The following is a 12,330-nucleotide window of genomic DNA, read 5'->3' on the forward strand; positions in this document are numbered from 1 at the left end:
CCCATGCGAACTCCTTCAGGGGGAGCCAGAGATGAGACAAGTCCGCGCGGACGAATACCAGGAGTTCGCGGCGGCGCGCGCGGGACACCTGTACCGGTCCGCGTGTCTGCTCACCGGCGGGGACACCCATCTCGCCGAGGACCTCGTGCAGGAGACGCTCGGGCGGTTGTACGTGAAGTGGGGGCGGGTGCGGCGGGCGGACAACCCGGCCGGGTACGCGCAGACCGTGCTGACCAGGACCTTCCTCGCCCATCAGCGGCGGCGCAGCAGCCGGGAACGGGCCACCGACGTCATCCCGGACGTCCCCGCCGCCCCCGGCTCCGACTCGACCCTGCGGCTCACCCTCGTCGAGGCGCTGGCCCAACTCCCGCCCAAGGACCGGGCGGTGGTCGTCCTGCGCTACTGGGAGGACCGCTCCATCGAGGAGACCGCCACGGCGATGAACGCCAGCTCCGCCGCGGTGCGCACCCGCTGCGTCCGCGCTCTCGCCCGACTGCGCGTCCTCCTCGGCGACGGCATCGGTGAGTACGTCACCCCCTGAGCGCCGACAAGACGGCCGACAGAACACCGGACACGAGCCACGCCCACCCCGACAGTCACGGCCACAGTCACGGCCGCACCCACACCCACGGTCACAGTCACACCCACTCGCGGAAACGGCGGTTCGTCATGCCTCTTGACCAGCACGAAGACCCCTTCGAGGAGAGGCTCGGCGACGCCCTGCGCCGGGCCGGCGACACCTTCGAGCCCGAGGGACACACGTTGGCCGGCGGCGGAGCCGCACGCGGTCGGCGGCTGCTGTTCCGGCGGCGGGCCGCGATGCTGGGCGGGGTCGCCGGGATCGCGCTCGTCGGGGTGGGCGGGGCGTTCCTGCTGCCCGGGATCGGCGACGGGGGCGGGGGCGCGAGGCAGTCCGTGGCGGCTGAGCGGACCGGCGGGGAGGGGCCCGAGGGCGGCGACGGCGCGGTGTCCGGGGCCCAGCTCGTCCAGCGGTTCAAGGATCTGCTGCCCACGGGGAAGTTCAGCGGGGAGTCGGCGCGTGGCACGGACGCGCCGCTCGGGCCGTACGCGCATGTCGTGTTCGACGACGGCAAGGGCGCGGCGGCCGTGGAGATCGGGCTCGGGCGGGTCGAGGGGGGCGGTGAGAACGCCCGGCAGCTGACCGAGTGCCCGGACAAGGCGTTCACCGACTTCGACGCCTGCACGGAGAGCGTGCTGGAGGACGGTTCGCGGCTGATGCTCTTCCAGGGGTACGAGTACCCGGACCGCCGCGAGGAGACCAAGCACTGGTTCGCGCAGCTGGTCACCGCCGACGGGTACGACATCAATGTCATGGAGTGGAATGCCCCGGCGCAGAAGGGCTCGCCCGTCTCCCGCCCGGAACCTCCGCTGACCACCGCCCAGTTGAAGGACCTCGTCCTGGACTCGGGCTGGCGCGAGGTCATCGACGCCATCCCGGAGGACGAGGCGGCGCAGGAGGGGCAGAAGGGCCAGGAGGATCAAGGGGAGAAGGTGGAGTCGTCCACGGAGCAGCCCGGGGGTGGGGCCGTCGATCCCCCGATGGTCGACGGTGACGCCATTCGGAAGACGCTCACCGGTCTCCTCCCCGACGGCGTCGACGTCGTCGGGGAGGGCGGTCAGGAGTCGGACTTCGCGTTCGTCGTCCTCGACGACGGCAAGGGGCGGAGCCTGGTGCAGGTCAATGTGCAGCCGGGGATGGCGGACGTCGCGGACTCGTTGTTCGGCGCCGACGCCGAGACCCTGCCCGACGGCACCAAGGTCGCCGCGGAGCGGAAGCCCGGTGAGAAGGGCGGCGAGGGGGTCGTCATGTGGACCGTGGACACGCTCCGCACGGACGGGCTGCGGGTCGTGATCAGCGCCTTCAACTCCGGCGCCCAGCACACGGCCGCGACCCGCGAGACCCCCGCGCTCACCATGGCGCAGCTGAGGGAGATCGCCACGAGTGAGAAGTGGGGGACGCTCGGCTAGCGGGAACGGGGGCGCCCGGAGCGGCGTCCGATGGCGGCCGGACCACGGGGTCGGCCGCCATCGGCGTGCGCGGGGTCGGAACAAGTCGGGGTCGGAACAAGTCGGGGTCGGAACAAGTCGGGGTCGGAAGAGGTCGAGGTCAGAAGAAGTCCGCCCACGGCTGGTCCCAGATCTGCTTCACGGCCAGGACCAGGAAGAGCAGGCCCGCGATGGCCAGCATCGCGTTGCTGAGGATGCCGTTGCGCCATTCCCGGGGGGTGCGGGAGGAGTTGAGGAGCCAGATGAGGGTGGCGGCGAGGAAGGGGAGGAAGGCCGCGCCGAGGACGCCGTAGAGGATGATCAGGCGGAACGGCTGGCCCTGGAAGAGCAGGACGATGGGCGGGAAGGTCAGCCAGAGCAGATACGCCCGGAACGGCCAGGACTTCTCGTGCCGGCCGGAGGCGACCGCCTCGCCTCCGGCCCCCACCGCGCCCGCCGTCTCCCCCTTGCGGCGGAAGCGTTCCACGAAGTCGGCGAACATCAGGCTCACGCCGTGCCAGACGCCGATGAGGGAGGTGTACGAGGTGGCGAAGAAGCCGATCAGGAAGAACTTGGCGGTGGCCGTGCCGTACTCGTCGGCCAGGATGTCGCTGAGCTGGACCAGGCCCTTGTCGCCACTGGCGATGGCGATGTTCGCGGAGTGCAGCAGTTCGGCGCCGACGAAGAGCATGGAGATCACGAAGATGCCGGTGGTGATGTACGCGACCCGGTTGTCGAGGCGCATCACCTTCATCCAGCCGGTGTTCGTCCAGCCCTTGGCGTTGACCCAGTAGCCGTACGCGGCCAGCGTGATCGTGCCGCCGACACCGCCGATCAGGCCGAGGGTGTTGAGGATCGAGTCCTTCTCGTCGGGCAGGACCGGGAGGAGGCCGGCGAAGGCGTCCGCGAGGTTCGGGGTGACGCGGATCGCCAGGTAGACGGTCACCACGAACATGACGCCCACCAGGACCGTCATGACCTTCTCGAAGACCTCGTACTTGTTGAACCAGACGAAGACCAGACCGCTCAGACCGCAGAGCACGGCCCACCACTTGAGGTCCATGACGTCCGGGAACAGCGCCTGGAGGGGCAGCGCGCTGGAGGACATCGCGGCCGCGCCGTACACGAAGCCCCAGATCACGACGTACACGACGAAGAACCACGTCGTCCAGCGGCCGAGGCTCGCCCAGCCGTCGAAGAGGGTGCGGCCGGTGGACAGATGCCAGCGGCCGGCCGCCTCGGCGAGGGAGATCTTGACCAGACAGCCGATGACGGCCGCCCACAGCAGGGTGTAGCCGAAGTTGCTGCCCGCGATCAGTGTCGCGACCAGGTCACCGGCGCCGACACCGGTCGCGGCGACGACGATGCCGGGACCGATGTACTTCCAACTGGATTTACGGGGTGGGGGGTTGATGTCGGATGGTGCGGGGGTGTCAGTGGGGTTTCCCGTGGTGTCCGCCATGGGGGTCAAGAAACCCTAAAGGGTCACGGCAGACAAGAGGGCGTGCCTACGGTGCTCCACAGCCGTCGAGTCCGCAGGTGCCCAGTTCGAACCACACCGTCTTGCCCGGTCCGTCCTGTTGGCAGCCCCAGCGTCCGGCGAGCGCGTCCACCAGGAACATCCCCCTGCCGCTCTCCGATATCCCCGTGACCCGGCGCACGCGGGGCGGGCGGCCGTCCGCGTCCGACACCTCGCAGCGCAGTACGCCGTGCGAGGCCGACAGGGTCAGCTTCAGTCGGCTCTCCGCGTGCACCAGCGCGTTGGTGACCAGCTCGCTCACCAGCAGTTCCGCCGTGTCGGTCTGGTCGAGCAGTCCCCAGCCCTCCAACTGCCTGCGCACCTGGGCGCGTGCCTCGGCGGCGGCGGTGGGCCGGGGGTCGTACTCGACGCTCAAGTGGCCCGCGCCCATGGGTGGTTGGGGGTACGAGGCGAAGTGGGGGCCGGAATCCGGAAGGAGGCCCCCGGAGAGTTGCAGCATGCTTCCAGGGTTGCCGCCGCGCGTACCCGGCACACGGGGAGGAATACCCGTTTCCGGCCGTGCATATACCTGTTTACCGCCCAGGTACGTCCGCAATTGGTGGTGTACGCGCGTGATGGGCGTGTACGCGGTTGTGTACGGCTTACGCACGCCGTGAACCCCCGGCCGGTTACGGCCTGTTCCGGGCACTCCGTCGCCGCCCCGGCCACCACTCACTCTTGACCAGGTCATGCCAGACCCGGACCATGAGCGCCACACCCGCACCAGGGCCTGCCGGGCACCCCCACGGTCACCGGCCGGCCCGAGGCACGTCGCAAGGATCCACCCCCCGCTCCACTCCCCACTTCCGGAGACCCCGGAATTCCTGGAGAAAATAGGAGACTTCATGCGACTCCGCATACGCGGCAGGGCGGCCACGCCCGGCTCGCCCGGCACCAGCGGCTCCACCGGCAGGAGATCCGGCCGCCGCACCGCCGCCCTCGCCACCCTGCTGGCGCTGGCCCTCGCCGCCCCGGTCGCCGCGACCACCACGGACGCGACGGCGACCAGCGCCGAGCGGCCCAAGGCCTCGGCGGACGACATCCGCCAGTACGAGGTCCATATGCACTCGGACAGCAAGTCCCGCACGGCGCTGCAGCAGGCCGGTGTGACCGTGGACGACGCCGACGACCACTCGGTGTTCATCTCCGGCCGCGCCGACCAGGTCAAGAAGCTGAAGCAGCAGGGCTACGAGGTCACCCCGCTCGGCGCGGCCCCGGACCGGTCGAACGGCGAGGACGACGTACGGCTCTTCGACTTCCCGTCCGCCGACTCCCGCTACCACAACTACGCGGAGATGACGAACGAGATCAACTCCGTGGTCGCGGCGAACAGTTCGATCGCCAGCCAGCGGGTCATCGGCACGACGTACCAGGGCCGGAACATCGTCGCCATCAAGATCAGCGACAACGTCGGCACGGACGAGTCCGAGCCCGAGGTGCTGTTCACCCACCACCAGCACGCCCGAGAACACCTCACCGTCGAGATGGCGCTCTATCTGCTCAACGAGCTGACCTCCGACTACGGGACCGACTCCCGGGTCACCAACATGGTGAACAACCGCGAGATCTGGATCATCCCGGACGTCAACCCGGACGGCGGCGAGTACGACGTCGCCACCGGCTCGTACCGCTCGTGGCGCAAGAACCGGCAGCCCAACAGCGGTTCGTCGGCCGTCGGCACCGACCTCAACCGCAACTGGAACTACCGCTGGGGCTGCTGCGGCGGCTCCTCCGGGTCGACGTCCTCGGACACCTACCGGGGTACGGCCGCGGAGTCGGCGCCCGAGGTGAAGGTCGTCGCCAACTTCGTGCGCAGCCGGGTCGTCGGCGGGGTCCAGCAGATCAAGACCGGCATCGACTTCCACACGTACAGCGAGCTGGTGCTGTGGCCGTTCGGGTACACCACCGCCGACACGGCGACCGGGATGACGGCGGACGACCGCAACGCGTTCGCGACGGTCGGCGGGAAGATGGCCGCGAGCAACGGGTACACGCCCGAGCAGTCCAGCGACCTCTACATCACGGACGGGTCGATCGACGACTGGCTGTGGGGCAACCAGAAGATCTTCGGGTACACGTTCGAGATGTATCCGGGGTCGGCGTCCGGGGGTGGGTTCTACCCGCCCGACGAGGTGATCGCGCGGGAGACCGCGCGGAACCGGGACGCGGTGTTGCAGTTGCTGGAGAACTCGGACTGTATGTATCGGTCCATCGGCAAGGAAGCGCAGTACTGCGCCTAGGCTGCGCCGCTTGAGCGGGTGAGAGCTCGGGGGCTTCTGGCAGTGGGGAACTGCGGGACCGTTGTGGCTGGTCGCGCAGTTCCCCGCGCCCCTCAGGGGGCGCTGTCCTCGGGCTCTTCCTTGTCGGCGCCGTCGTCGAAGTACGCGTCCAGGACCTTGTCGATCTGGTTCTCCCAGGCCGCGTGCTCGGACTTCGCCTTGGCTTCGATCTCCAGGAAGTACCAGCGGCGGTCGGGGGTGTGGACCGTGATCGTGAAGCGCTTGCCGAAGCGGGGGGACTCCGTCTCGATCGCGCCGATCTCGTCCCAGCCGAACTCGCACTCCTGGTCGTCCAGGCGCAGCCGTACGCCGGCGCTGTCGGCGGTGATCTTCGCGCGGCGGTCGGAGGCCTCGAAGACGGGGCCGTCGGTCGGGGCGTCGGATTCGGGTTCGGCCCCGTCGTCCGTTTCAGCTTCGGTTGCGTCTTTGGCCTCGGGCGCGTCGTCCGTTTCGGCTTCGGTTGCGTCTTCGGTCTCGGCTGCGTCGTCCGTTTCGGCCGCGGCTGCGTCTTCGGCCGACTCCGTCGGCTTGGTGTCCTCCGGCTCCTCCTGCTTCTCCTTCTTCACGGACACCGGTGCCGTGAATCCGGGGATGTGCGACGGGTCGACCGCCGCGGCGGCCAGGGGCTGGTTGTTCGAACCGATGCGCTGCTCCACAGCGGGCAGTATGGTCGACGATCCTGTGCCGGGAACAGTCGGGCCAGGCATATGTCCGTATCTGGGTTTCACGACGCTCAGACGAACACGCTCAATACCGCCGCGACCGCGAAGCCCGCGAGAGACAGGACCGTCTCCAGGACGGTCCAGGTCTTGAGGGTGTCCCGTTCGCTGATGCCGAAGTACTTGGCGACGATCCAGAAGCCGCCGTCGTTGACGTGCGAGGCGAAGATCGAGCCCGCCGAGATGGCCATGATGACGAGGGCGACGAAGGCCTGCGAGTGGTCCCCGTCGGCGAGGAGCGGGGCCACGATGCCGGCCGTGGTCACGATCGCCACCGTCGCCGAGCCCTGGGCGACCCGGAGGACCACCGAGAGCAGGTAGGAGAGGACCAGCACCGGCAGGCCCACGTCGTTGAACGTGTCCGACAGGGCCTGGGCCACCCCGCTCGCCTTCAGTACGGCGCCGAAGACCCCGCCCGCGCCGACCACCAGCAGGATGTTGCCGACCGGCTTGAGGGACGAGGTCGACACCGTCTCCAGCGACTTGCGGGACCAGCCGCGGCGGATGCCCAGCAGGTAGTAGGCGAGGAGCAGGGCGATCGTCAGGGCGACGAAGGGGTGGCCGAAGAACTCGATCACCGAGCGGAGCGTGGAGGGGTCCAGGGCGATCGAGGAGAAGGTCGCGGCCAGGATCAGGAGGAGGGGGGTGCCGATGATCAGGAAGACCGTGGTGAGGGGGACCGGCTTCTCCTGGGGCTCGACGCCCGCTGCGCGCTGTTCGTCGATCACCGCCTGACGGGACTCCTCCGCCGCCTCCAGCATGTCCTGCGGTACGGGGACGAAGATGCGGCGGCCGATCCAGGCGGAGAACGCCCACGCGGCCAGTACGGCCGGGATACCGCAGACGACGCCCATCAGGATGACCCAGCCGAGGTCCACGTGCAGGAGGCCCGCCGCCGCCACCGGGCCCGGGTGCGGGGGCAGGAAGGCGTGGGTCATCGAGAGGCCGGCCAGGAGCGGGAGGCAGTAGAGGAGGATCGACTTGCCCGAGCGCTTGGCGGCGGCGTAGACGATCGGGGCGAGGACGAAGATGCCGACGTCGAAGAAGACCGGGATGCCGAAGATCAGGCCGGTCAGGCCCATCGCGAGGGGGGCGCGCTTCTCGCCGAAGAGGTTCAGGAGGCGGGACGCCAACACCTCGGCGCCGCCGCTGACTTCGAGGATCGCGCCGAGCATCGTGCCCAGGCCGATGATGATCGCCACGTGGCCGAGGATGCCGCCCATGCCGGACTCGATGGTCGAGACGGCGTCGCTTCGCTGGACCGTGCCGAAGAGTTCGGTGACGGAGAGGCCTGCGGCCAGGCCGACGGTTATGGAGACGGCGAGGAGGGCTACGAAGGGCTGGAGTCTCGTTTTGATGATCAGGAAGAGGAGGAGGGCTATGCCTAGGGCGGCGACGGTCAGGAGGCCGGCGGTGCCGTCCATGAGGAGGAGCAGGCCGCCGGTGTGGGGTGGGGGCTCGGCGGGTGCGGAGGCTGCGAGGGGGAGGGGCATGGGGGGGGTCCTCTGGGTGGGGGCATGGGGTTTTTGGGCAGGGGGGATCGCCGTGCGGGGTGCGGGGTGCGGGGTGCGGGGTGCGGGGTGCGGGGTTGGTGGGGGGTGGTGCTGTGGCGCTGCCGGGTGCGGGTTGTGGGGGTTGCTCGCGCAGTTCCCCGCGCCCCTGAAGGGCCTGCGGCCCTTCAGGCAGGCGCGGGGTGCCTTGTCAGGCGTCCAGGACTGCCAGGGCGTCGATTTCGATCAGCAGGCCTGCCGGGAGGCCGACGTAGACCGTCGTGCGGGCCGCGGGGGCTGCTGTGAGGTGCTCTTCGAAGTACTCGTTGTAGATCGCGTTCATCTCGGCGAAGTGGTCCACGTCGGTGAGGTAGACGCGGATCATCATCACGTCGTCCCAGGTGGCGCCGCCCTCCTCCAGGATCGCCTTGACGTTGGCGAGGGTCTGGAGGGTCTGGTCGCGGAGGGTCGGGCCGACCGGGGTGGGGGGCTGGCCCTCGACGGCCGGGAGGAAGCCGACCTGACCCGCGACCTGGAGGATGTTGCCCTTGCGCACGCCGTGCGAGAACTTCGCGGGCGGGGCCGTGTGGGTCTTGGGGGTGAGGGCCGTCTTCGCGGTCTTCGCGGTCTTCGCGGTGTTGTCCGTCATACGGTGTCCTTCGCTGGGGTTCTGCCGGAGTACTCCCCGCTGATCGCGTCCGCCGTGCGGCGGACCAGGGGGAGCAGGGTGAGGAGTTCGTCGGCGGTGACGACGACGTTGGGCGCGGAGACCGACATCGCGGCGACGACCCGGCCGTCGGTGCCCCGGATGGGTGCGGCGACGCAGTTGATGGACTCCTCGTGGCCGCCGAGGTCGGTGGCCCAGCCCTGTTCGCGGACCCGCGCCAGTTCCTTGAGGAAGGCGGGGGCGTTGGGGGTCGAACGGGGCGTGTACAGGGGGTAGTCGAGCTTCTCCGCGAGGGCGCGGCGCTCGGGCTCGGGGAGGTCGGCGAGGCAGAGCTTGGCCACGGCCGCGACCGTGATGGCGACGGGCTTGCCGATCCGGGAGTACATGCGGACCGGGTAGCGGCTGTCGACCTTGTCGATGTAGAGGACCTCGTTCTCCTCGTAGACGGCGAGGTGGACGGTGTGGCCGCAGTGTTCGTTGAGGCGTACGAGGTGGGGGTGGGCGATCTCGCGGATGTCGAGGTTCTCGACGGCCTCCTGGGCGAGGGCGAAGAGGCGGGCGCCGAGGCGGTAGCGCTGGTCGGACTGGCGGTAGACCAGGCCGTGTTCGTGGAGCGTGCGGAGGAGGCGGAGGGCCGTGGATTTGTGGACGCCCAGGCGGTCGGCGACCTTGCCGAGGTCGGCGGGGCCCTCGGCGAGCAGCGGCAGGATGCTGAGCGCGCGGTCGACGGTCTGGCTCATGGGGTGCGTACCTCCTCGGGGGCCTGATCGGCTTGCGTCCAGCCGGGGCCGAGTCGAAGTCTCCCCCACGTGTCGTCGTCCAGGGCCGCCAGGCGGTCGGCGTGGTGGCGGGTGGGCGGGGTGGCGAGGTCGCCGGGGACGGTGAGGGTGGCGGCCGCCATGAGGTGGCCGTGGCGGAGGCGGTCGCGGGCGGGGAGGGCGCGGAGCGTGGCGGAGAGGAAGCCGGCGGCGAAGGCGTCACCCGCGCCCACCGGGGCGACCACGTCCACCTGGAGGGCGGGGACGAAGGTGGTCGTGTCCGTGGGGTCGGTGAGGTCGGTGGGGTCGGTGGGGATGGTGAGGTCGGTGGGGAGCGCGGGTACGTCGGGTGGCGTGTTCGTGGATGGCCGGGTGTGCGTCGTCGTGGGCTCGCCTGCGGTGGGGGTGGGGTCGGGGGCGCGCCGGGGGGTCTTCGTCCTCGGTCCGGCGGGCGCCGTCGGGTGGGGATGTGCTCGGTGGTGGACGCCGGCCGCTGCGGGCGGACACCCCCCGGCACGCCCCCTTGCCGCCGTACGCGGCTGATCCGCCGGGGCGGGCCCGCGTTCGAACAGGGTGGCTCCGTGCGCTCCCTGTTTCACCACCAGGGTCGTCGGCTCCGGGAGCAGCGCCCGGATCGCGGTCGGGCCGCCGGTGACGCCCCAGGCCTCCTCCGCCTCGTCCTCGCCGACGAAGACGATGTCGGCGCCGCGTGCCAGTTCGAGCAGTACGTGGGGGCCGTCGGCGTCGCGCCACAGGCCCGGGCGGTGGTTGACGTCGAAGGAGACCAGGGGGCGGTTCGGGCGGGGGGCCGTCAGGTCGCGGAGGAGGTCCAGGCAGGTGTCGGAGAGGGCCGCCGTGATGCCGGAGAGGTGCAGGACGCGGCCGGCGTGCACCGTGGTGAGGTCCACGGTCTCCGGTGACATCGCCGAGGCGGCGGAACCGGCGCGGTAGTAGGCGACCTCGTGCGCGTCCGTGGCCCGGTCCCCGGCCGTGCGGAAGTAGACGCCCGTGGGGCGCGCCGGATCGCGTCGTACGGAGGTCACGTCGACGCCGTAGGAGCCGATCTCCTCGATGAGGTGGTCGCCGAAGCCGTCGGCGCCGACCCGGCTGACCCAGCGCACCGCGTGGCCGGCGGCTGCCAGTACGCAGGCGACGTTGGACTCGGCGCCGCCGATGGCCCGGTCGAAGGAGGGGACGTCGGCGAGGCGGCCGGGGCGGGTGGGGAGGAAGGTGACCATGGACTCGCCGAGCGCGACGACGTCGATGTCGATGTCGGGGGAGCGGCGTCCGTCGGCGGTCACGATGGTGGGGCTCCTCGTCGCGTCTGCTGGTGCGGTGCGGGCACCGTTGACCCGGCGCTGGCTGGGATGTTAGACAGCTGTAAGCGACATACGCAATGAACGTTGCAGAGGTTGCAACACTCGCCGTCAGGGAGGCTCCTATGGGTGTCGAGAGTGTCGAAGCGCTGGCCCGGCTGGCGGCGGAACGCGTCGACCACCGGTTCAAGGGGCTTCCGCCGGACGCCGACGGGCTGACCGTCGCCGAGCTGGCCGCGCAGGGCCGGAATCTGTTCACCGGCGGCTTCACCACGCCGGTGCTCGCCCTGTCCGCCGAGCGTCTGGAGCACAACCTCGCGCTGATGGAGACCTACGCCGTGCGTCACGGGCTGTCCTTCGCCCCGCACGGCAAGACGTCCATGGCGCCGCAGCTGTTCTGGCGGCAGGTCGAGCGGGGAGCGTGGGGTATCACTCTCGCCGTACCCCACCAGGTGCGCGTGGCACGGGAGTTCGGGATCGAGCGGATCTTCCTCGCGAACGAGGTCGTCGATCCGGCCGCTCTGCGCTGGGTCGCCGATGAGCTCGCGGCGGATTCCGCTTTTCGGTTCGTCTGTTACGTCGACTCCGTGCGCGGGGTGGAGTTGATGGACGCGGCGCTCAGGGAATCCGGGTCCGCCGCGCGTCCCGTGGATGTCGTCGTGGAGCTGGGCGCGGGTGAGGGGGCGCGGACCGGCGTTCGTACGGAGGCGGAGTGCGCGGCGGTCGCGGACGCCGTGGCCGGGGTCGACACGCTGCGGCTGGTGGGGGTCGCCGGGTACGAGGGCGAGGTGCCGGACGCCGACCCCGAGCGGGTGCGGGCCTGGCTGCGCCGGCTCACCGCGCTGGCCGTCGACTTCGACAAGGCGGGGCGGTTCGCGGGGCTGGACGAGGTGATCGTGAGCGCGGGCGGCAGCGCGTGGTTCGACACGGTCGCCGAGGTGTTCGCGGAGCTGCCCGAACTGTCCGTGCCTGTGGTCAAGTTGCTGCGGTCGGGGGCCTATGTCTCGCACGACGCCGGGCACTACCGCCGGATCACCCCCTTCAACCGCGTCCCCGAGGAAGGCACCCTGGAGCCCGCCTTCCGGCTCTGGGCCCAGGTCGTCTCCCGCCCCTCCCCCGGCCAGGCCTTCGCCAACGCGGGCAAGCGTGATGCCGCGTACGACCTGGATCTGCCGGTTGCGGAGGTGGTGCGGGACGCCGGTACGGGTGCGGTCCGCGATGCCTCCGGCATCACGGTGACGGGGCTGTCCGACCAGCACGCGTGGCTGCGGACCGAGGAGGGGGCCGCGGTGGAGGTCGGCGACTGGGTCGGGCTCGGGCTGTCGCATCCGTGCACGTCGTTCGACAAGTGGAAGCTGATTCCGGTGGTGGAGGGGGACGGGACGGTGACGGAGTACGTCCGGACGTTCTTCTGAGGGCGTGGGGGCTGAGGCGTAATGGGCTGAGGCGCGAGGGCTGGGGCTTGAGGGCCTGGGGACTGGGGCCTGGGGCCTGGGGCTTGAGGGACCGGGGCCTGGGGCTTGAGGGCCTGGGGACTGAGGCCTGACGGCTGACCGCTGACGGCTGACGGCTGAC

Annotated in this window: 11 protein-coding genes; 4 read left to right on the top strand and 7 right to left on the bottom strand. The window is 70.5% G+C overall.

Annotation, left to right across the window (positions count from 1 at the left end):
- Window positions 1-31 precede the first annotated feature (31 nt).
- Together ABT147_RS11850 and ABT147_RS11855 are read left to right on the top strand one after the other, a co-directional pair.
- Window positions 32-541 (top strand): SigE family RNA polymerase sigma factor, encoded by a 510-nt coding sequence (locus tag ABT147_RS11850; RefSeq protein WP_351404552.1) that lies wholly within the window; start codon window positions 32-34, stop codon window positions 539-541.
- A gap of 128 nt (window positions 542-669) precedes the next feature.
- Window positions 670-1,989, top strand: a complete 1,320-nt coding sequence (locus ABT147_RS11855; protein WP_351404555.1) for a hypothetical protein — start codon at window positions 670-672, stop codon at window positions 1,987-1,989.
- A 139-nt stretch (window positions 1,990-2,128) separates the two neighbouring features.
- Here the strand turns inward: ABT147_RS11855 and ABT147_RS11860 are convergent, their stop codons facing one another.
- Both ABT147_RS11860 and ABT147_RS11865 read right to left on the bottom strand, forming a co-directional pair.
- Window positions 2,129-3,469 (bottom strand): Nramp family divalent metal transporter, encoded by a 1,341-nt coding sequence (locus tag ABT147_RS11860; protein ID WP_351404557.1) that lies wholly within the window; start codon window positions 3,467-3,469, stop codon window positions 2,129-2,131.
- A 46-nt stretch (window positions 3,470-3,515) separates the two neighbouring features.
- The gene (locus ABT147_RS11865) at window positions 3,516-3,917 is read right to left on the bottom strand and encodes an ATP-binding protein (protein WP_351404636.1); all 402 of its coding nucleotides are present in this window, start codon (window positions 3,915-3,917) and stop codon (window positions 3,516-3,518) included.
- Between the two features lie 454 nt (window positions 3,918-4,371).
- Between ABT147_RS11865 and ABT147_RS11870 the strand changes: the two genes are divergently transcribed.
- A complete protein-coding gene (locus ABT147_RS11870; RefSeq protein WP_351404558.1) occupies window positions 4,372-5,766 on the top strand; it encodes a M14 family metallopeptidase in 1,395 nt (464 codons plus the stop codon).
- Between the two features lie 92 nt (window positions 5,767-5,858).
- Here the strand turns inward: ABT147_RS11870 and ABT147_RS11875 are convergent, their stop codons facing one another.
- From ABT147_RS11875 to ABT147_RS11895, 5 genes are all read right to left on the bottom strand, one after another.
- Window positions 5,859-6,461 (bottom strand): hypothetical protein, encoded by a 603-nt coding sequence (locus tag ABT147_RS11875; RefSeq protein WP_351404560.1) that lies wholly within the window; start codon window positions 6,459-6,461, stop codon window positions 5,859-5,861.
- Window positions 6,462-6,538: 77 nt separating this feature from the next.
- Window positions 6,539-8,017: a GntP family permease gene (locus tag ABT147_RS11880; protein WP_351404562.1), complete on the bottom strand. Its 1,479-nt coding sequence runs from the start codon at window positions 8,015-8,017 to the stop codon at window positions 6,539-6,541.
- 208 nt (window positions 8,018-8,225) lie between these two features.
- Window positions 8,226-8,663 (bottom strand): RidA family protein, encoded by a 438-nt coding sequence (locus tag ABT147_RS11885; protein ID WP_351404564.1) that lies wholly within the window; start codon window positions 8,661-8,663, stop codon window positions 8,226-8,228.
- The gene (locus ABT147_RS11890) at window positions 8,660-9,421 is read right to left on the bottom strand and encodes an IclR family transcriptional regulator (RefSeq protein ID WP_351404567.1); all 762 of its coding nucleotides are present in this window, start codon (window positions 9,419-9,421) and stop codon (window positions 8,660-8,662) included. The genes ABT147_RS11885 and ABT147_RS11890 overlap by 4 nt, the downstream gene beginning before the upstream one ends.
- Window positions 9,418-10,677 (bottom strand): sugar kinase, encoded by a 1,260-nt coding sequence (locus tag ABT147_RS11895; protein WP_502983078.1) that lies wholly within the window; start codon window positions 10,675-10,677, stop codon window positions 9,418-9,420. Before ABT147_RS11895 ends, ABT147_RS11890 begins: the two co-directional genes overlap by 4 nt.
- 203 nt (window positions 10,678-10,880) lie before the next feature.
- On the opposite strand from ABT147_RS11895, the gene ABT147_RS11900 reads away from it, so the two are divergent.
- The gene (locus tag ABT147_RS11900; protein ID WP_351404571.1) at window positions 10,881-12,170 is read left to right on the top strand and encodes an amino acid deaminase; all 1,290 of its coding nucleotides are present in this window, start codon (window positions 10,881-10,883) and stop codon (window positions 12,168-12,170) included.
- Window positions 12,171-12,330: the final 160 nt, after the last annotated feature.

Origin of the sequence: Streptomyces sp. NPDC001868 (genome assembly GCF_040297125.1) — a bacterium.
Classification (GTDB): domain Bacteria; phylum Actinomycetota; class Actinomycetes; order Streptomycetales; family Streptomycetaceae; genus Streptomyces.

Bases quoted from the DNA above. Each gene is read 5' to 3' on its own strand.
- ABT147_RS11850 (WP_351404552.1), top strand. From the start codon at position 32: ATGAGACAAGTCCGCGCGGACGAATACCAGGAGTTCGCGGCGGCGCGC.
- ABT147_RS11855 (WP_351404555.1), top strand. From the start codon at position 670: ATGCCTCTTGACCAGCACGAAGACCCCTTCGAGGAGAGGCTCGGCGAC.
- ABT147_RS11860 (WP_351404557.1), bottom strand. From the start codon at position 3,469: ATGGCGGACACCACGGGAAACCCCACTGACACCCCCGCACCATCCGAC.
- ABT147_RS11865 (WP_351404636.1), bottom strand. From the start codon at position 3,917: ATGGGCGCGGGCCACTTGAGCGTCGAGTACGACCCCCGGCCCACCGCC.
- ABT147_RS11870 (WP_351404558.1), top strand. From the start codon at position 4,372: ATGCGACTCCGCATACGCGGCAGGGCGGCCACGCCCGGCTCGCCCGGC.
- ABT147_RS11880 (WP_351404562.1), bottom strand. From the start codon at position 8,017: ATGCCCCTCCCCCTCGCAGCCTCCGCACCCGCCGAGCCCCCACCCCAC.
- ABT147_RS11885 (WP_351404564.1), bottom strand. From the start codon at position 8,663: ATGACGGACAACACCGCGAAGACCGCGAAGACCGCGAAGACGGCCCTC.
- ABT147_RS11890 (WP_351404567.1), bottom strand. From the start codon at position 9,421: ATGAGCCAGACCGTCGACCGCGCGCTCAGCATCCTGCCGCTGCTCGCC.
- ABT147_RS11895 (WP_502983078.1), bottom strand. From the start codon at position 10,677: ATGGTCACCTTCCTCCCCACCCGCCCCGGCCGCCTCGCCGACGTCCCC.
- ABT147_RS11900 (WP_351404571.1), top strand. From the start codon at position 10,881: ATGGGTGTCGAGAGTGTCGAAGCGCTGGCCCGGCTGGCGGCGGAACGC.